The 20420-nt window shown below is 31.5% G+C and carries 20 protein-coding genes; 2 read left to right on the forward strand and 18 right to left on the reverse strand.

Annotated features, from left to right (window positions below; translation table 11 throughout):
- Window positions 1-157 precede the first annotated feature (157 nt).
- The 5 genes from HMPREF2715_RS09445 to HMPREF2715_RS09465 all read right to left on the reverse strand — a co-directional run bounded on the left by HMPREF2715_RS09445 (window position 158) and on the right by HMPREF2715_RS09465 (window position 5153).
- The gene (locus HMPREF2715_RS09445; RefSeq protein WP_070441919.1) at window positions 158-646 is read right to left on the reverse strand and encodes a cupin domain-containing protein; all 489 of its coding nucleotides are present in this window, start codon (window positions 644-646) and stop codon (window positions 158-160) included.
- On the reverse strand, window positions 646-1362 hold the full coding sequence (locus tag HMPREF2715_RS09450) for a YebC/PmpR family DNA-binding transcriptional regulator (protein WP_011276485.1): 717 nt from the start codon (window positions 1360-1362) through the stop codon (window positions 646-648). Before HMPREF2715_RS09450 ends, HMPREF2715_RS09445 begins: the two co-directional genes overlap by 1 nt.
- A 155-nt stretch (window positions 1363-1517) precedes the next feature.
- Window positions 1518-1877 (reverse strand): transcriptional regulator, SarA/Rot family, encoded by a 360-nt coding sequence (locus HMPREF2715_RS09455; protein ID WP_070441922.1) that lies wholly within the window; start codon window positions 1875-1877, stop codon window positions 1518-1520.
- A 148-nt stretch (window positions 1878-2025) separates the two neighbouring features.
- Entirely contained in the window at window positions 2026-4173 is a 2148-nt protein-coding gene (locus tag HMPREF2715_RS09460) for a helix-turn-helix transcriptional regulator (RefSeq protein WP_070581126.1), read from the reverse strand.
- 320 nt (window positions 4174-4493) lie between these two features.
- Window positions 4494-5153, reverse strand: a complete 660-nt coding sequence (locus HMPREF2715_RS09465) for a Bax inhibitor-1/YccA family protein (protein WP_037536498.1) — start codon at window positions 5151-5153, stop codon at window positions 4494-4496.
- 497 nt (window positions 5154-5650) lie between these two features.
- On the opposite strand from HMPREF2715_RS09465, the gene HMPREF2715_RS09470 reads away from it, so the two are divergent.
- Window positions 5651-6469: a LysM peptidoglycan-binding domain-containing protein gene (locus HMPREF2715_RS09470; RefSeq protein WP_070581127.1), complete on the forward strand. Its 819-nt coding sequence runs from the start codon at window positions 5651-5653 to the stop codon at window positions 6467-6469.
- A 200-nt stretch (window positions 6470-6669) separates the two neighbouring features.
- On the opposite strand, the gene HMPREF2715_RS09475 is transcribed toward HMPREF2715_RS09470, so the two are convergent.
- The 7 genes from HMPREF2715_RS09475 to HMPREF2715_RS09505 form a co-directional block, all read right to left on the reverse strand.
- A complete protein-coding gene (locus HMPREF2715_RS09475; RefSeq protein ID WP_070581128.1) occupies window positions 6670-7674 on the reverse strand; it encodes an inorganic phosphate transporter in 1005 nt (334 codons plus the stop codon).
- A gap of 14 nt (window positions 7675-7688) precedes the next feature.
- Window positions 7689-8306, reverse strand: a complete 618-nt coding sequence (locus tag HMPREF2715_RS09480) for a DUF47 domain-containing protein (RefSeq protein WP_070581129.1) — start codon at window positions 8304-8306, stop codon at window positions 7689-7691.
- 275 nt (window positions 8307-8581) lie between these two features.
- Window positions 8582-10471: an ABC transporter permease gene (locus tag HMPREF2715_RS09485; protein WP_070839908.1), complete on the reverse strand. Its 1890-nt coding sequence runs from the start codon at window positions 10469-10471 to the stop codon at window positions 8582-8584.
- Window positions 10461-11222 (reverse strand): ABC transporter ATP-binding protein, encoded by a 762-nt coding sequence (locus HMPREF2715_RS09490; RefSeq protein ID WP_070581131.1) that lies wholly within the window; start codon window positions 11220-11222, stop codon window positions 10461-10463. Before HMPREF2715_RS09490 ends, HMPREF2715_RS09485 begins: the two co-directional genes overlap by 11 nt.
- Before the next feature lie 131 nt (window positions 11223-11353).
- Entirely contained in the window at window positions 11354-12394 is a 1041-nt protein-coding gene (locus HMPREF2715_RS09495; protein WP_070581132.1) for a HAMP domain-containing histidine kinase, read from the reverse strand.
- Complete coding sequence (gene graR, locus HMPREF2715_RS09500; RefSeq protein ID WP_011276495.1) at window positions 12387-13061, reverse strand: response regulator transcription factor GraR/ApsR; 675 nt, start codon at window positions 13059-13061, stop codon at window positions 12387-12389. The genes HMPREF2715_RS09495 and graR overlap by 8 nt, the downstream gene beginning before the upstream one ends.
- 14 nt (window positions 13062-13075) lie before the next feature.
- Complete coding sequence (locus HMPREF2715_RS09505) at window positions 13076-13999, reverse strand: NAD-dependent epimerase/dehydratase family protein (protein ID WP_070581133.1); 924 nt, start codon at window positions 13997-13999, stop codon at window positions 13076-13078.
- Between the two features lie 110 nt (window positions 14000-14109).
- Between HMPREF2715_RS09505 and HMPREF2715_RS09510 the strand changes: the two genes are divergently transcribed.
- Window positions 14110-14616, forward strand: coding sequence for a GNAT family N-acetyltransferase (locus tag HMPREF2715_RS09510; protein WP_070839914.1), 507 nt, complete (start codon window positions 14110-14112; stop codon window positions 14614-14616).
- Window positions 14617-14851: 235 nt separating this feature from the next.
- On the opposite strand, the gene HMPREF2715_RS09515 is transcribed toward HMPREF2715_RS09510, so the two are convergent.
- The 6 genes from HMPREF2715_RS09515 to dhaK form a co-directional block, all read right to left on the reverse strand.
- Window positions 14852-15898, reverse strand: coding sequence for an alpha/beta hydrolase (locus HMPREF2715_RS09515; protein ID WP_070839918.1), 1047 nt, complete (start codon window positions 15896-15898; stop codon window positions 14852-14854).
- Between the two features lie 134 nt (window positions 15899-16032).
- Window positions 16033-17100, reverse strand: a complete 1068-nt coding sequence (locus HMPREF2715_RS09520; RefSeq protein ID WP_070441943.1) for a YkvI family membrane protein — start codon at window positions 17098-17100, stop codon at window positions 16033-16035.
- 709 nt (window positions 17101-17809) lie between these two features.
- Window positions 17810-18310, reverse strand: a complete 501-nt coding sequence (locus HMPREF2715_RS09525) for a hypothetical protein (protein WP_070441946.1) — start codon at window positions 18308-18310, stop codon at window positions 17810-17812.
- A gap of 144 nt (window positions 18311-18454) precedes the next feature.
- Window positions 18455-18835 carry a dihydroxyacetone kinase phosphoryl donor subunit DhaM gene (gene dhaM, locus HMPREF2715_RS09530; RefSeq protein WP_070581134.1) on the reverse strand — a complete coding sequence of 127 codons (381 nt, stop codon included), beginning with the start codon at window positions 18833-18835 and terminating at the stop codon, window positions 18455-18457.
- Complete coding sequence (dhaL, locus tag HMPREF2715_RS09535) at window positions 18832-19413, reverse strand: dihydroxyacetone kinase subunit DhaL (protein ID WP_070678775.1); 582 nt, start codon at window positions 19411-19413, stop codon at window positions 18832-18834. Before dhaL ends, dhaM begins: the two co-directional genes overlap by 4 nt.
- Window positions 19414-19446: 33 nt before the next feature.
- Window positions 19447-20409 carry a dihydroxyacetone kinase subunit DhaK gene (gene dhaK, locus HMPREF2715_RS09540; protein WP_070581136.1) on the reverse strand — a complete coding sequence of 321 codons (963 nt, stop codon included), beginning with the start codon at window positions 20407-20409 and terminating at the stop codon, window positions 19447-19449.
- Between the last annotated feature and the right edge of the window lie 11 nt (window positions 20410-20420).

Genomic DNA, 20420 nt, shown 5'->3' on the forward strand with positions numbered 1-20420 from the left:
CAAAGAGAATTTCTTAAAGAAATTCTACAAGCTACGCAAGTTGGGGTTCGGGGCCCCAGCAACAAGAATTTCATTAAGAAATTCTACAAGCTAAGCAAGCTGGGGACACAACGAAATAAATTTTGGAAAATATTATTTCTGTCCCACTCCTTTAAGTCTATTGGTCTATGTTTAATAAGGCATATTGTTTAATAATTGCCTCGTGTTGAGGATACATACTGTACAACGCATCTTGTGTGAATAATTCAAAATGATTAAAATCAAATGCTGGTTGGCACATACATCCAACCAAACTATAGCCTTCTCTGTCTGTTAAACTCGATGCAAAAATAGTACCTTTAGGCACTAAATACTGCAATACTTCGCCATTTTCAATTGAAGCACCTAATTGTACTGATTGATAGTTCCCCTGAGGTGTAATCATATGAATGGTCAAAGATTCACCTGCATGATAATACCATACTTCATCCGCATCGATACGATGAAAATGAGAAATATCACCAGTATTTAACAAGAAGTATATACTACTGAATGGTGCACGTTGTGCCTCATTTATTGTTTCTCGAATTGTTTCTTTATAATACCCACCTTCTGGATGAGGTGTTAGATCAAGTTGTTTAATCCAATAATCTGCATTTTTCTTCATTATTTTAAATCCACATTATGGAAAACATTTTGAACATCTTCAAGGTCTTCGAGTGCATCAATTAATTTCTCAAATGTTGCTTGGTCATCCTCTGATAATTCAATATCAGTTTGAGGTAACATTTCAAACTCAGCAACTTTAAATTCTTCTACACCTGTTTGACGTAATGCATCTTGTACATGAGCAAATTGGTCTGGTTCAGCATAAACGATTGTAAGATCTCCATCTTCAATTACATCTCTAACATCAACATCTTGTTCCATTAATGCCTCTAAAATGTCATCAGCTGATTTACCTTCAATGCCGAAAGTAGCCGTGTGATCAAACATGTAAGCTACAGAACCTGATACACCCATATTTCCGCCATTTTTACCGAAAGCAGCTCTCACATCTGAAGCCGTACGGTTTACATTATTAGTTAATGCATCTACGATAAGCATTGAACCACTTGGTCCAAAGCCTTCGTAACGTAGATGGTCATAATTTTCATCACCTGCACCTTTAGCTTTGTCAATTGCTCTATCAATAATATGATTAGGTACTGAATACGTCTTCGCTCTTTCAAGTACTAATCTTAATGCTTGGTTAGATTCAGGATCTGGTTCACCAGATTTGGCTGCTACATATATTTCTTTACCAAATTTCGCATATATTCTACTTGTATTTTTATCTTTTTGGGCCTTTTTCTCTTTAATATTATTCCATTTACGTCCCATAATGTCATCTCACTTTCATACTCAATAATCCTTATTATATAGCATTAATAAAGCATTGTCTAAAAAGGAAATAAACGCATTGTACGAAGTAAAAATAAGCATAAAAAAAATACTGACAGAATGTCTTTGTCAGTATTCTCGTTCAACATATTAAATTAAATATTTAAGAATTCTTCAACATCATTGAATAAAGAATCGAATTTTTTAATATTCTTCTCATCCATATAGATAAAAATTTTTCTCTCATCTTCAGTTGATCGAACCTTACTTAGTCTTTCTTTTTCTATAAGTCGTCGAATTGAGACTAATAATTTAGTTCTACTTAACTCTAACTCACTAATTGCTATTTTTAGAAATTTTTGCATTAACATTTGATCTTTAGCAATATGTTCATGAGCAAGTTTGAGCAAAGCCAAATCATTTAATGTCAACTTATATTGTTTATCTATGTACTCTGACAATGCTTTATGTTGTTTATAGAATTCTAGTAATTTATTTAATTTGTCATTATTCAATGATTTTTGCACCTCCAAATATAAGCAGACAACTTAATTACTATTATCCTTTATATTTTTAGGTATGTCCTATAACTTTGTTTAGAAATTTTTGTCGAATTTACTAACAATGTTAAATATAGTTGTACAAAATACAATTGAATAGATTTTATTTTTTTAAAATTTTAACGATGTACAACGCATTGTAATTAAGTTTAATTTGAAGAGGTGCATTATTAAAGTTATGTTCTATCATTTGAAATGTTGGATGGATTAAATAATCTAGTTTTCTTAAAAATCGTTTTGACCATTTATGTTTTTTTCTAATACGCTGAGAAATAAGATGATTAATATTACCGTTATAGTCATCGATGAGTTGAATTTGAACTAAATAGGTATCTTTTAATACATCATCTGTAAAATCAATAAATATATATGTCTGATCATAATTGACTTGCAATGATTCACTTTCTAAAACACGCCAATCGTAAATTAGAACAGTATATTGGTCTTCATCGTCAATTAAGATGTAATTTTCATTAAATAATTTGGGTTTCATACTAATTTCAATGAGTTGCTCTAAAATCGTTCCTAATATCGACTTAAACCCGTTTTCATCGAATATGTGAAGTGCATTAAACAGATTACCACTATGCTTGAAGTTAAAGCCAATTCCGTTAAAATATGACGCTGTTCTCACAAATGTCTCAATTAATAAAGGTGCACTATTATTCAAATCATTATATTTACTATTTAAAAATTTGTGGTTTTCAAAATTTAAAAATATTATCTTCTGATCTTCTAGATCAAATTGCTTTAATATTTGTCTAATATTTTGGTATCGTAATATATTTTTCACCAGTAAATGTTCATTCTGTTCAATTAAGTAAGGCATTTTTAGTTGTGCATTATCAATATATAAAAATTCAAAATTAATGCGTTTGATTTGTGATTCTAATGTTTTAAACAATACAGGGTCGTTTAGCAGCTTACTTATTTCTAACCCAAATGAAAATTGTTGCGTTTTATGCTGTATTTTTAAAATAATTCGATAAATGGATTTCAAATTTACTTCATCTAAATCAAAAACAAGACCTAATTTATGATTACCACTCGTAGGAAGTTGATGTTCTCTGAAGTAGTTTGCTACATCCTCAAAATTAGACTCTAAAAAATCCGTTAACGTTAAATCTTCCAGTCTAAATACTACATTTAATTCATTAATAATGATGTATTCAAACAATCGTTGTCTCTCATACTTTGTCATTTGATCTTTAATATCACGCATATCTATATTTAGATAAAACTTCAATGTTGAGTGTTCGTAATACAAAGGTCGTGCAAAATCTTGAAAAAATAATAATCTTATTTCTTCTATAGTATTAACTTGAAGCACTAAATAATACGGATTCACAGTAGAACCAATTGTTGAATCTGCGTAGATTATATGTTCATCGTGTTGGTTATAATATTGTTGTTTAATCTTGATTAATTGATTAATGTAGTCAATATTTCCTTCGATTATATTTTCATAATCCATATCAATAGATTTTTCATATCTATCACAGTATCGGTACTCGTTGGGAGTCATGCCAACATAATTTTTAAACGTTTTAGAATAACTTGAATCATTGCTAAATCCTACTTTTTCGCTTATTAAACTTATCGTGTATTCCGTTGTTAATAGCCATTCAAATGAATTTGCAATTTTTAAAGTATCTACATATGTCTTGAAACCCATATTTAGCAATTGATTAAACTGTGCCGAAAGATTAGATTTAGAAGTAAATAACTTTGATGCTATACCCGTTAGCGTTAATTTCTTAGTAATATTTTGATTAATATATTCTAATATTTCGCTTAATTCACCGTAAAAAGAGAAGTTATATTGATGATTTGCGATTGATTTCTCAATGGCGCCTTCTTTCCCAATAATATCAACAACAGAAGTAATATATATAGTATCTTCAGAAACTGAGTCTGCGTTTAAATGGTTTAGGGCAAGTTGCAATAATGCACGTTTAATGGAGTTAATGGACTTAACTAGATTAGTTGAGTATTTATAATTGAAGAAATCAAAATGGCGATCTCTAAACCAATCACTAGCGATATAAAGCATGATGGTTTTTTTATTTTTTAGAATTGAAAAAATATCTGTATTATTAATAACGTAAATGTCATTTTCGACGTTAACGGTTTTAGTAAAGTGCTGAAGTTTAAGTTGACCTTCTATCGGAAACAACAGAATAATACCGTCTTGGCAACGTGTCATTTTGTATTCATTCTTAGTCAATATATGAATATTGGTATTAGACATTGATTAACCTCTTTCTAATTCATGATAGTCTTTCTAAATGTTGTACTAATTTCCTTTTTGCTTCTTAGCACTATCATAGTGATTAAATGTAAATTTACCACAACATGATAAACAAATCAAAAATACAATTTTTTATAAATTAATTTCTTGTTATTATTAACTTAAGTTATGAATTTGTTAAAAAATGTCCCGTTATTGCTTCAAATTCAATCATGTATATAGTAATACGATCAATCATACAATTACTAAACAAAATAAAATCATTGAATGCAACACGTAGACATCTCAAATGTATAGGTTCTCATTATGTTCTTTCTTATTTAATTTTTAAAGCGATTTGCAAGTCTTAATACATCTTTTATGATATTCAACAAATTAATAAATAGATTAAAACCCATTTCACGTGGTGAAAAATTCCCTCGCTTCATACGATTGAAATCATACAATGTATATAATAGAAAAAGTATTAAACCTACAACCGTAATGGCAGTGTGATATATAGGATTATGAATGAACATTCCAATCAATCCGGCAATAATTAATGCAATTAATGTTACAAATAAATATTTACCAATACTAGAAGCATCATTAATAATGAAAAAACCTAAAATACCGAAAACTATAAATGCGCCAATTGCTAATAAGACATTTTTATAGAAGACCTCTGGTCCTAAATTTTGCATATAAGTTGTAAAAGTAGCGTATGATAAAAGACCTACAATAATGGCGTAAATATGCGAAATAACCAAACCATACTTACGCGCACGTTGAATAAATAATGTTGCCAAAATAAGTACTAATAATGCTATAGATAAAGGGCGTCTCCATTCCATAGGTAAGTATTGTCCGAAGTAACATCCAATTCCAAATATAATCCAATAATACATAAAAAATAGCCATACCTTGGCGTAATCACGCGTTCTATCTTTATCTCGATGTTTTGTCTTCATGTGATGTGTGTTGTTATACGACTGAGACATACAATGAATCTCTCCTTTTCAGATATCACTTTTTCAACATGATTGTATCGCATTCTAACTACTTTTCAAAAAATAAATCATTAACGAATGATATGTTTTATACAATTACATTTACATTAGTTATTAATACTAGACCGCAAAATATGAACTACAATTAAATTTAACACAACCTTAAAGCCTATTGTTAAGCCATTTGGAACTTAAATTTTCCACTCAACTCATCTTTATTTCTAATAGAAATATTACAAATCACTTAATTTTTTTACTAAAATGTGCAGTCAAATATTTAATGAATGCTGTCATATCAATAAATTAGATGCTTTTACATAATAAGAGACAAATATTAACAATATTACAAGATAATAACAATGCCCAAATTGTGTCTTTTTTTTGATAGTATGAATACGTGATATATGTAAATGAATATATAAGATAAATTAATAGTTTGGGATTTATTAATTATAAATAAAATCAATTTTCTCAAGGAGGACATTTAGTTGAAAAAGTTAGCAGTCGCAGCTTCTGTCGCAACAGGAGCAGTTGCAGTACTATCTAATCACAATGCTGAAGCATCAACTCAACATACTGTAAAAGCTGGCGAGTCGCTTTGGAGCATCGCTAGTAAATATAATACATCTGTAGATAGTATTAAGAAGAGCAACAATCTTTCAAACAATATGATTTTCCCTGGTCAAGTTATTACTATTGGGGGCAGCAGTAATAACTCTAACAATGCCAGTTCAAATGCAACAACTTCTTCATCAACATATACTGTAAAAGCTGGCGATTCTTTATATGCAATTGCTAGTAAAAATGGTGTAACTGTCAATGCATTAATGAAAGCCAATAATTTATCAGGTTACTTAATTACACCAAATCAAAAATTAAAAATACCTAATGGTTCAACTACAACACCTAGTAAAACAAATCCTAGTACAAACAATAATGTAGGCGGAAGTGGCGGTTATTCTAGTCCAACATTTAGTCACCAAAATCTATATACTGCTGGTCAATGTACATGGTACGTATTCGACCGACGTGCTCAAGCTGGTAAACCAATTAGTACTTATTGGTCAGATGCAAAATATTGGGCAGGTAATGCAGCAGCAGATGGTTATACAGTAGATCATAACGCAACTGTAGGTTCAATCATGCAAACAACTACTGGCTACTATGGACACGTAGCTTATGTTGAACGTGTTAATGCTGATGGTAGTATCTTAATTTCAGAAATGAATTATGCTAACGGACCATATAACACTAATACTAGAACAATTCCTGCATCTGTAGTTTCAAGCTACAACTTCATTCACTAAGAAATTAAATAGAGAGTATAAGAGCAGCTAATTAAGTTTAATTGGATTGCTCTTTTTTGTGCACTAAAATAATGCAATTTAATAAATCCTCCCACTGTTTCAACTTGAATTCAAAAGATGATTTAAATTCTATTATGTCTTACTTCATATCTAACAAAGAAGGGCTAGCGACAATGTATCGCTAGCCCTTCTTTAATATATTATAAGAAAATGTTCATAACCCAGAATATCAATGCTGCTAAAATCGCAGAGATTGGTAATGTAATAACCCATGTAATTATCATACGTTGTGCAGTGTTCCATTTAACACCTTTAGCTCTGTTAGAAGCACCTACACCAAGAATTGATGATGATACAACGTGTGTAGTAGATAATGGGAAGTGTAATGATGAAGCTACAAATATTGTTAATGCTGATGATAAGTCAGCAGCAGCACCATTTGCTGGGCGAATTTTCATAATGTTTCCGCCTACTGTTTTAATAATTTTCCATCCACCCATTGCAGTACCTAGACCCATTGCAGTTGCACAGGCAACTTTTACCCATAATGCCGGCTCAACGTTTGTTGGATCTTGAATATTAGCAACGATTAAAGCTAATGTAATGATACCCATTGATTTTTGTGCATCGTTCGTACCATGTGAGAACGATTGCAATGCTGCTGTAAATACTTGGAAGAATCGGAAATTACGATTCGCTCGAGTAAGGTTAGCATTTTTAAAGATAATTTTAACAATCGTGTACATAATGAATCCAACACAAAATGCAATAATTGGTGAAATGATTAAAACAATAATAATCTTAGTAAAACCTTGATAGTGAAGTACACCAAATCCTTGTGCTGCAATCGCTGCACCAGCGATTGAACCTATTAATGCGTGAGATGATGAACTTGGAATACCATAAAACCATGTTAATAAATTCCAAATGATTGCTGCTAAAATAGCGGCTAATACAACTACTAAACCATTATGTAATTTAAATGGATCAACAATATCTTTTGTGATTGTACCGGCAACACCAGTAAATGTTAAAGCACCGATAAAGTTCATAATTGCCGCTAAAAATATTGCAGTTCTAGGCGTCAATGCACGTGTCGATACTGCTGTAGCAATCGCGTTGGCTGTATCATGGAATCCATTGATAAAGTCAAAGATTAAAGAAAATATAACGATAGCTATAGTGATAATTAATACATATTCCATAAATTAAAACTCCCTTAGCTATTTTTCATAATAATCGTTTCGAAATTATTTGCTACAACTTGACATTTATCTGCTATTTCTTCCATGCTTTCATAAATATCTTTTATTTTAATTAGTGTGATTGGATCTGTTTCACTGTTGAAAATGTGTTTAATAGATTGACGTAAAATGCCATCACAATTTGTTTCAAATTCTTTAATATTAATAGAATGAATACGCATGTGAGATAATTTCTTCTCAACTAATAAACCAACAGCTAATTTCATTTCCGCTACTGCTTTTTGGATATTTTCTACGAATTCTGCCATGTATTCATCTGTATATTCAATTGAATACATTTCAAACATTGCTGAAGTTTCTTCCATTGCGTCAAGAACGTCATCAATTGCATTACATAAAGATAGAATGTCTTCACGTTCAATTGGCGTAATAAATGTTTGATTTAAATCCGCAATAACTTGATGCATTAATTCGTCACCATGTGACTCATATGTCTTGATATTGTCAGAATAAGCTTTTAAATCTAAGTGCGTATTGAAATCCATTTTCCCGAATTCAACTGCAGCACGGTCCAAATTAAATACCATTTCCTCTAATTGAACCATGAACTTATCCTTTTTCTTAGTAAACATTATAAAGCCTCCATTATAGCGATCGTTTCCAATCACATTTGTAAATTTTTATTATTGTAAGACAACTTTAGATAAAGAATACATTTACAATAAGAACATTCAAAGAGTCTATTTTCTGACTATTTGTAAATTTTATGTAAATATAATGTTTTACTGTTATTCACGTAATACTCCATTACTGAATTTGTCCCTATTTGAAAATATCACAAAATTTACATAACCACAATTACATTTACAAATTCTTTACAAATACGAAATATTAGATAAATATTGACTTAAATTGAGTGATTAATCGTTCTTTTAGAGTGATTATAGGCGATAACTGCAAAAATACTATAAATGATTGTATAAATACCCATTACAACGAAAATAGGAACTTTATTATCAAAGCCTATAACCTTCATAAAGACCACTGCCGCAAAGTAAGAATGTAGTAAGGCAATAATCAGTGGTATACCAAAATTAAATGCCACTTTGAGTTTTAACCCTTTTGCCATGTCTTTTTGAATAAAACCTAATTTACGTAATACAGAATAACTTTCTAACTCATCTTCTGTTTCATCAATTTGTTTAATGTAAATAATACACCCTGTAGCGATTAAAAATGCAATTCCTAAAAATGATGTTACAAATAACAATATTCCAGTCAAACTTGATACTTCGCTCACCACTTCACTACGCGTTTCAACATTACCATCAAGACCCTTTGTTATACTCTCAAGTTTTGGTATATCTCTGTTATGTTTTAAATCAAAACCATATTGTGAAACGATATATTTATTTTTCGCATGTGCTTTCAAATAGTTATAATCTGTATCATTTAAAACTAAAGTAGGACCTCCTAAGTCAATACTCTGTTTAAAATAAATTTTATCCATCACTTTATTCAATTTAATATTTGCATGATGCTTTTTAGTTCCTATAGAAGCCGTACCATGAGGCGTATGATTCGATAAATCATGAATTAACCCTTCAGGCATAATTAAATTAGCCTCACCTTTCTCTATAGAAACATTAGGGAAATATTTTTCACTCGTTACAGTAATCGCGTATGGTTGCACCTGATTTTTATCAAATAAATGATCTTTGTATAGTTGAGAATAAACAACTTGTTTAAAGTCGTAATGGTAAGGAATATGATGCCGATTTAATTCAAAACCTAATTCATTAGCTAATTTTTCTTCTTTCAGTGTAACTTCATGAGGAGATTCTAATAGAACTTCATTTGTCAAAGAGCCCCTACTAATCGCAGCGAAACACAATACAGATACAGTTATTGCTGAAATGATTGCCATTACAGTTAATGAAAATGCATTTTTTCTAATTCGAAACATGAGTGATGATGTAAAAATAACATCATTTACAGAAACATTACCACCTTTAAGATATCTAATCGTCTTTAAAATGAGAGAAATCGTACTTCGAAAGAAAAAGTAAGTTCCTAAAACAGTAAGAATTAGAATAACAAACGGTAGTATCACATCATCTACAATCTCGACAAAACGTGTCGATAAATAATAACCTGTTAATATCAATACAATACCTAAAACACCTAATATAACTTCTCCTAATGTAAGTGTGATGTGACTATCTTCTTTACTGTCTTGAGAGGCCATTAAACTTTTAATTGAAGATTTACTTAAATAAATAGACGCTTGAATAATGATAAGTATATAAGCAATGACAAGTATAAATAAAGTTTGCGCAATCGCTTGAAAACTAAAAATGATTGATACAGAAGTATGTATACCTAATAATTTTAAAACAATCATTAATAGTATTTTTGATCCTAAAATACCGATAATCATACCTAATATCGCGGTTATAATAAAAATAAATAATTGTTCAAGCATTAGCATATAAATAATACTCTTTTTACCTAAACCAATCGTTTGCAATAATCCGAATTCATAGCTACGTCGTTTAATAAACAACATATTTGTATACATAATAAATACAACAATAACGATAAATAAAAAATAACTTCCCACTTGTGTTCCTTGTTGTATCATTGACAACGATTGATGCACATTTAAATGGTGCACATACTTAATTGTTATAAAACTAAAAAACAACACGATACTTAATACAAGTGAAAAGATATAAATCGCGTAATGAATTATATTCTGTTGAAAGTTCTTCCATATAATTTGACTAAAACTCATACATCATGCCACCTAATATACTTTGCGCACGTAAGATCTCCTTGTAAAAGACATTTTTATCATCTTCACCTTGATAAATTTCAGTAAATATCTGCCCGTCTTTTAACATAATCACACGCTCTGAGAAGCTTGCTGCCAAAGGATCATGCGTTACCATTACTATCGTTGCGTTATAAAGTTCATTGATTTTTTGAAAACGTTGTAATAAATCGCGAGTATTTTTAGAATCAAGTGCCCCTGTTGGCTCATCCGCGAAAATAATCTTAGGATACGTAATAAATGCACGCGCTGCGGATGTTCTTTGTCGCTGTCCACCAGAAATATCTGATGGATATTTATCACTAATTTCAAAAATATTTAAAGCCTGTGTAATACGTTGATAGCGTTCATTCATTTCTTTTTTATCTAACTTTTGAACTGATAAAGGTAACATGATGTTTTCTTTAACTGTTAACGTATGTAATAAATTATATTCTTGAAAAATAAAACCAATATCTTTTTTTCTAATTTCAGACAACGCTTTATTAGATAATTTCTCTAATTGTTGACCATCTAAAATAATAGAACCATGTGTTAAATAGTCAATTGAACTTAACACGTTTAATAACGTTGTCTTGCCTGATCCCGATGGCCCCATGATAGCTACAAACTCTCCCGCTTCAATTGACAGATCTATATCTTTTAAAACTTCTTGTTCAGTTTGTTTATTTCCATAAGTTTTGGCAATTTGCTTTGCCTGTAATATTGCCACGGTTTTATTCACCTCGCCATTCATTTTATCTGCATGTGCGTTTACTTTAGAAACATCTCACTACTTTAATCAGTTTAATTATAAAAGTTATCGCTTTTGATGAAATGAAGATGGAGTAACAAATCTAAGTTTTAAGGTAACATTGTTGTCACTTGGGTCATACGGGCCATCAATTCATTCTGTTTTGGAAAAGTTAATACAAAAGTAGTCCCCTGTCCCACTGTAGATTCTACTTGAACATTAATACCTAATTGATCTTTTACACTGTTAACCAGATATAGCCCTATTCCTGAAGAAGTTGTCTCATTACGATTCGCAGTCGAAGTGAAACCACGCTCAAATATACGTGGTAAATCCTTGTGACTGATACCTCTACCAAAATCTTTAATTTCTAATGCTACATGACCATCATTTGTATAAGAACGAATAATAATATCTTGTTCTTGAGAATATTTTAATGAGTTAGATAAAATTTGGCGAATCATCATGCGACACCACTTCACATCCGTGTATACATCTAAGTTTGTTTCTAAATCCAAATCATAGCCTATACCTTTGGCTTGGCTAATGTGACGTGTTAATTGGATCTCATCAATCACAAGACGCTTCAGTGATGTCTCTTCAAAATACATGTCTCTATTTTTAGACTCTAAACGCGTTAAATAAAGTTGCTTATCTAACAACTCATTAATACGTGCCCATTCATACAATAATGACTTTTTACGTGTCCCCTCTTCTTCTTGATCGATTAACAACTTCATCGCTGTCACAGGTGTTTTAATATCATGAACAAATTCTGTTAGAGATTGTTCTGTCGATTGTATGTGTAATTGTTGTTCAACAACACGTTCCTTTTGACTCGTTAATTTGCGATAAAGATAATTAACAACTTCCTTTTGAAACGGATCTTCCGCTAAATCTTTATGCTTAATTTCTTCAATTTCTTTATTATTATATAAATGTTGATATAGCTTTACTTCTTTTAAAAAAGTAAAAATTAAAAACATCGCTGTAAGACCGAGATTTAAAGTTACTATAAATCCTATACTCTCGATGGAAATATCATAATCAATGTAAGCCATACCTAATAAAATCACATGTAGAAACACAATCCAAAAAATCCAGTTACTTCGCGTTTTGAGGAATAACCAAAACCATTTCAAGTTACTCATGTGCCATGTAACCTTTACCTACTTTAGTTTCGATCTGTGTATCCATACCGATATCAGATAATTTTTTACGCAAACGGTTAACGTTAACAGTTAACGTATTATCACTTACAAACGCTTCATCATCCCATAGCGCAGTAATTAAGGTATCTCTAGTAACAATTTGATTTTGCTTTTGAATTAACATTTCTAAAATAATCATTTCAGTCTTCGATAAATAGATAACTGAATCACCTTTTTGAATACTATCTTTTGATAAATCCACAAGTGCATCTTGCCAATTCAATGTTCTCTTTTCTTCTGCTCCAAATTCATAAACACGTCGATAAATGGCTTGCAATTTAGCTATTAAGACGTTTGTATGGAATGGTTTTTGCATATAATCATCGGCTCCCAATTCCATGCTCATGACTTGGTCCATCGGATTATCACGTGATGATAAGAATAAGATGGGGACATTAGATACTTGTCTAATCTTTCTGCACCAATAAAACCCATCGTATTTAGGTAATTGAACATCCATAATAACAATCTCAGGATTTGTTTCTTCATAAATATCCATTACTGCACTAAAATCATCTATACCTGTCACAAAGAAATCCCAATGTTCTAATTCTTTTTTCAATTCTTGGAAGAGTGTTTGATCATCTTCTACTAATAATACTTGCATCACTTTATCACCTATTATTTTGTATATTTCATTTTTTCCCCTGATTGAACCCGTCCGTTAAAATGTTTAATTCGGCAATCAATTTCAAACCCTCGCATAATCAAACCTTGTAATGGTGCTTGAACGAAGTAGTAAATTGGCCATAGTAATTTCGGAATATAATCATATAAATGAACAATGACCAATCTTGTCCCTTTAATTTGCCTAAATTCTAATTTACCTTGTTTCTTTTGATTAGATTTTATCATTGAACCTGAAATCAAGTGTAATGTTATAAGTCCCGAGTCGTTTTCAACTTTTTCCATAATTAATAATGGTTTAGACTTTTTTCGTGCATAAACAATGTATCTATCATTATCTTTATATGTGTGCATGAATGTACCACGTGTATCATTAAGCCATTTCATAAAGTAGTCTACTAAATAGGATAATGTCCATTTCCTAGGTAATATCATTCGCATCGCTGTTCTTATATCATCATATTTAGACATCTGTAATTCAGCATTTATATGCGGTCGTTTAATTTGTGTGTTTGTCTTTTCCACAGGAACACCGTAATTCTCTAGCCTTTGTACTGTCTCACTATCAAATCGACTACCACTTATATATACTATTTTAGACACACCTTGTTGAGCTGTTGCTCTGGCAAAGTTATCTGCGGCAATCAAATTTAAATCTCGTGCCGTTGCTTGCGTTAATTTTGCTGAATTCTTATTAGGATCTAAATAAAAAACAGCAATATCCATACCTTCCATACCTTTTACAACATCAGTATAATTATAAATATCTCTTTTCAACCAAATAATTCGATCATTATCTTCTTTTTTAGTATTTGGATACTTTGATAGGGCATATATGTTTGCATCTTTTTCAATAACACTACTTATATACTTACCAATATAACCACTACCACCTGCTAATAGTACATTCGGTTTCATATTTAAGATTACCCCTTTAGTTTAAAAGTTTTTTATTTTATGTATATCTAAGATTTATTGCTATAATACCATGTAAGACACAATAGTTTATTAATTTGGGAGGAAGCCTTATGGCTCATATTATTCGTGAAATTAGTATAAAAGACGTTGAAGACTTTATTAAATTATTAAGTAAAATTTATGATGAATCTGAATATACATTATATAACCCGGGTGAATATACGCCCAGCATCTCAAGTGTTAGTGATCGTTTAGAACGCATTATCACTTCTCCAAGAAATACTGTTTATGTTGCAGAGCAAGATGATCAACTGGTTGGTTACGCATTCATTACAACTGAAGATTTTGAGCGCAAACGTCACGAAGCAGTTATCACAATTGGTGTTAGACAACTATATCAGAAACATGGCATAGGTATGGCCTTAGTAAATGCGACTGAAGCTTGGTCAATCAACCATGATATTAGGCGTATCGAAGCTTCCGTTGTCCCTGAAAACGCGCGCGCAGTTGAACTCTTTAAAGCTGCTGGATTTAATATTGAGGGCGAATTAAATGATAAGCTATACATTAATGGTCAATACTTCAATAAATATGTCATGGTCAAACTGCTTATTTAGTATTTAAATTTACTATCATTATATTATACTCTAGTCTCAATAATATTAAACAACATTACTAAAATGTTAGATTAAATAACAATATACCTATAGTAATTAAATAGCACTATCATAGATTAATAGAAATTAAAAAGGCTTACTTCCTTAATGATTTAACATTTAGGAAATAAGCCTTTTATTCTTAGCTATAGTGTTGTCACTAATAAAGTTTGATAATTTTATCACTTCATCGTGGTTAGTAAGGTGATAATGAGAAACTTTTATCCGAACTCGTAGAACCATCAAATGGAGATTGCTGATTTTGTTCTACACCAGATGATGAAGTATTTCTGCTTAAGAATGCGAGTACACGTTTCATATTCTCTTTAGATTCTGGCTTCTCTAAATGAAATTGATATTGATGATGTAAATGATGTGAACCATTATAGAACAATGTACTAGCAGGAATGCCTTCTTCCTTCAACTTACGGTAAAATTCAATATTTTGACTGTAGAAAGGATCAGCATCACCTACTGATAGATACGTTGAAGGATAATCTTTAGTCACTTGATTAATTGTTGACATTTGAGAAATATTTTTAAATTCTGATTCCCATTTTGTTGCACCAGTATAACTATGCATAAACATTTGAATTCTTGGGAATTCCGTTTCTCTAACTGTCTTCATATCATAAAAACCACCGAAAAAGATAGCGCCTTTTATTTGTGATGGTGTAAAACGCTGTTCAAATCCCATTTCACTTCGTAGTGAACTATTTGTTTGCATAGCAACATATTGACTTGTAAGTTGTGCACCGGCAGAGTCACCGCCTATAACAACTTGATCTAAATCAATTGGGAAGCGGTCTTTATTATGCTTAATAAATTGAATTGCATCATCAAATTGAATGAGTGGTGTAGGATATTTATAATTAGGTGCTAAAGCATAGTTAACATTCACTACTACATAGCCTTGTTCCACAATTTGCGATAGCAATGGATTTTTATATTGTTTATCACCTGCAACATAACCCCCTCCATGCATCCAGAAGATAACTGGCAATTTAGTATCCTTGTCTATATCGTCAGGCATCATAATGTCGAGTTGGCTTTCAGGAAGATGATTATTATAGGTAATATTTTGAAATAATTTGACGTTAGGATTATTAATTTGAACTTTTTCATGTTGTTGTTTTTTCTTCTCACTCTCTTGTTGATGGTGGTATAGTCCCCAAGCAACTACAACACTCACAATCACTATAATGACACCTGTGATGATCGTCCATTTTTTCTGAGTATTCATTCCCTACGTTCCTTTCAATTGATTATAGAAAGTTTGCTTATTCATTTAATAGAAAAAGCAACCCGTATAATCATACGAATTGCTTTTAAGATTAAAACATTCACTTTCAATTGTAAAGTATTGCTATTTTAAATCTATGCTATATGATCTTTATTATCACTCTTACGTACATAGTATTTAATTAATACTGCAACTACGATAAACAGACCAACAACACCCATAATGTTATATAAGAAGTTAATTAAGTCTGCGAAACCTACAAAGCTTAAAATAAATGCAGCAATCATCATAACAATGATAAAGATGTGATACTTTTTACTATATGGTTCTGTAAAACGTGCTGCGAATGAATAGCATAGCCCTAAGATTGTATTGTACATAACTGCTAACATGATGACAGTTAAAACAAGACCAATCCATGGATGAATAGCATTAGCTAATGTTATTGTTGGAATTTCAACATCTTTGATTTTAGGATATTCAGATTGTAGTGCAAAGTTAATTAGAGCAAGTAAGATAGTGTAAATCACACCGCCAAACATTGCACCTCCACCTGAAACTTTACGTTTAGAAGCGTCGCCTCCAATTGCAACAACTGTACTAAAGCCCACTGCAAAAGCTAGACCACCATACATTAATCCTCTAACTATACCCCAAAATACACTTGTTTTATCAACAGTACTGTTAACCTCATTTAAAGGAACGCTACCTGCAAATAAGTAGTAAATGGCAATAAGTATTACCATAATTATTAAGAATGGTGTAACGATACCAAGTGCCCTCACGATTTTGTTAAAGTCTAATAATAATGTTAAATAAATGACAATAGTCATAATTAAGGCACCTAACCACGTAGGTATGCCAAAACTCTCTTGGAATGTTGAACCTGACCCTGCAATCATAGTGACTGCTATACCAAATAAGAAGAATACTAATATATAATCGAAGATTTTACTAAACTTTTCTCCGAATAAATATTTTAATGTTGACTCATGATTCGTAGCTTCAAATGCTGTACCTATTTTAGCAACTTGTCTACCTATAAAACCAAGAATCAAACCTGAAATAAGTACACCAATATAAGACCATAAACCATATGGTGTAAAGAATTGCATAACTTCTTGTCCAGTTGAGAATCCGGCACCTACTACAATGCCGACATAGGCGAAACCAATTTTTACAGCTTCTTTATTTAATCCCATGCGAAAATATAACCTCCTTAAATTTGACACATTGTGCATTATAACGCACTTCAAATAATATGCAACAGTGCATAAAGGTTACGAACCGGCGTTTATCGGCTATAAACACTATTCTATATACACTTGTCAAGGATTTAAAATTCTTTAAAAATTATTATAATTATCTTATTTTTCATAAATAAGTAACTAGTAAATCATATTTAATTTTAGATTAATGATGAACATCATATCTACATCTTCAAACAGATAATGGCGATCATTATAGAGGAGGTAAAAAATAAGTTTAGGAGTAACTGCAGGTTTAATATCGGCTATTATCGCACTAGTCATTAGTTTTTTTAATAAATAATTAAATTTAAAAATGACTTGAATTAAAAAGGCTGAGACAAAATTAAATGTCTCAGCCTATTTTACCAATTTGGCAATAGCTGACTGATTTGAAATTGACCTTGAATCAATTTTTCTCAAACCTAGTCATCCTTGCCTGGTAGGCGGCCCCAACAAAGAGAATTTCCTAAAGAAATTCTACAGGCTAAACAAGTTGGGGTTCGGGGCCCCAGCAAAGAGAATTTCCTAAAGAAATTCTACAAGCTAAACAAGTTGGGGATACAACGAAATAAATTTTGAAGAATACTATTTCTGTCCCACTACCATATATAAAATCTAGAAAGTAATTATTTGTACAATGATGCAATCATTTACATGCTGATTAATTAGAATTTCCATATTGTTGTAATTCATTAATATCAATAACAACATTATCCATACGTTTAGCTGTTTCTTTAAGTGCATTTCTTGCAACATGATTACTTGGATCTAATTTCAAAATTTGTTTAGCAACTTTGAAAGCTTCAGTATCAGTAATAACAGGTTCTGGAATGGCATGTAATAATAACATTTGTAATAGACTCTTAATTTCTTTACCATTCGTCAACTGAATGGACGCTTGTGCATGGTAATAAGCAGAATCCAATGCCCCTTCTATCTCACTTAGGGGATAGACAAGTAATAGAAATGCTAAATCATGCAATTCAGACGTTTCTTCAAATTTAATCATATCTAAAATACAAGTATAAAACATCATGCTTTCATTTTCATGTGCACATGAAATGTAGGCTTCTTCAAAATCTAAAAAGTCTGCTTTGGTCATTAGTTGTCTAACTTGTTCAAATTCTCCACTTAAAACGTATTCCTTGATGCTGCTTTGCATGACCTTGTCCACCTACTCTTTCGCTTTACTATAATAATCTATTTTATCACAATCATTTGTCATTTTCATTTTATAAATTACTTAATTATAAAATTTATTTTGCGCATTTATTTGATTATTATATTTACGCACATTATTTAAACATTAGTCAAATGTATTTTCTTTAAATGAAGTTTGAGCGACTTCTTGTATCGCTTCATCAGTTGTTCCGCCAACTGAGAGTTTCACTGCGGCAGTAAAACTACCTTCTACTATTGGTGCATCTATCTTCTTAACATGATGTGGTCCTTCATACATCTCAATTGCTAAATCTAAATTCATTTCAGAAGAACCCAGATCATAAAAGCACAATGCGTCATCATCTAAGTTATTGATAATATTTTGAATATCATCAAATGATGTACCTATGCCTCCATCAATACCGCCGTGAGCTATGACGTTAACATCTTGCGCCATCTGATTAAGTAATGCTTTAGTACCATTCGCAATGTCTTCACTATGGCTGATAATTATAATTGTTGTCATTCAATCTCATCTCCAATCAGTGCACTTAATACGTAAACCATACTTTGAGCACCAGGATCGATATAACCTATTGAATCCTTTTTAAAGTATGCTGCACGTCCTTTTGTAGCTTCTATCTCTTTCGTATCAGTAGCAAATTGTTGTAGTATCTCTAATGTGATTGTTTCATCATTTTCTAAAGCTTCACGCGCTCGATCTACAACATCAAACATAGTCTTCTCATCTCGTTGTACTTTACCTCTCTGAGCAATCGCATTAGCAAATTCAGTAACAACAGCTTTTAAATTTTCTTTATTCATTTCATCATTAACAACATTAGCCATCTTAACAAAGCTAAATCCATATAATGGACCAGATGCACCACCAATATTTGACATTAATGCCATACCGGTAGATTTAAATAGCGATGACATACTACTATCATCTATCTTGTCTTTCAAACTTTTAAATCCACGCAACATATTGACACCATGATCGCCATCACCAATTGCTCTATCTAAATCCGTTAATAATGTTTCTTTCTCTGAAAACACTGCCTCTAAATTTAATAATCGTTGTTTCATATCTTTAACATCCATTTTTAATCACCTCAGTTGAATGTAGTTTTCTTTTTAAAAGTAGCGAGACGTAGTAGGTGCTTGTAAAGCTTTGAGTAGTTCTTCATTATTAGGAAGTAGTGTGATTGAAAAACCTTGCATATCTAATGAAGTCATATAGTCACCAACAAACCATTGCGCTACATCTCTATTTTGCTTTTCTAAATAAAGTGAACAATATTTAGTCACAATATTTAACTCTGATAGTGGTGTACCACCCATTCCATTAACTATAACGATTAATGATTGCTCTTGATTTTCTTTAAGTAATCGACTTAATAACCGTTCAACGATACTATCGATTTCTTCATAGTGTATTCGTTCAATTCCTTTTTCCCCATGAATACCTATCCCAATTTCTATATCCTTATCATTAATATCAAATCCATATTGGCCTGTTGTCGGAACCATTGGTGGTGTCAGTGCCATACCAATACTTTTAATTTGTGAAGCTATTGTTTCCGCTTTTTCTTTAATATCCTGTAGAGCTAAACCTTGTTCAGCTAAATAGCCTACATATTTATGAACGCATACTGTGCCTGCAACACCACGTCTTTGCATTTCTTCAGACACTGATATGTCATCTTTAACGACAACCATCTCTACTTGAATACCTTCCATTTCTGCCATTTCTTGCGCCATTTCAAAGTTCATTACATCACCAGCATAATTTTTAACAATTAATAAAACACCATCACCAGTATCGACAGCCTTAATTGCTTCTAACACTTTATCAGGTGTTGGTGAAGTAAATACTTCTCCGCAAACCGCCGCATCAAGCATCCCTTGCGCAACATAACCTGCATGAGCCGGTTCATGTCCACTACCGCCACCTGAAACAATCGCTACGCCTTTAGATTTCTTTTTACGTCGCACGACAACAGTTTCTGCAATGATTTCGATATCATTATTTGCTATTTTTAAACCGTCTAGCATATCTTTTAAAAAATTTTCTTTTTGTTTTATTAGCTTTTTCATATGTAACCTCC

It is taken from the genome of Staphylococcus sp. HMSC062A01 (assembly GCF_001836805.1).
GTDB lineage: Bacteria > Bacillota > Bacilli > Staphylococcales > Staphylococcaceae > Staphylococcus > Staphylococcus haemolyticus.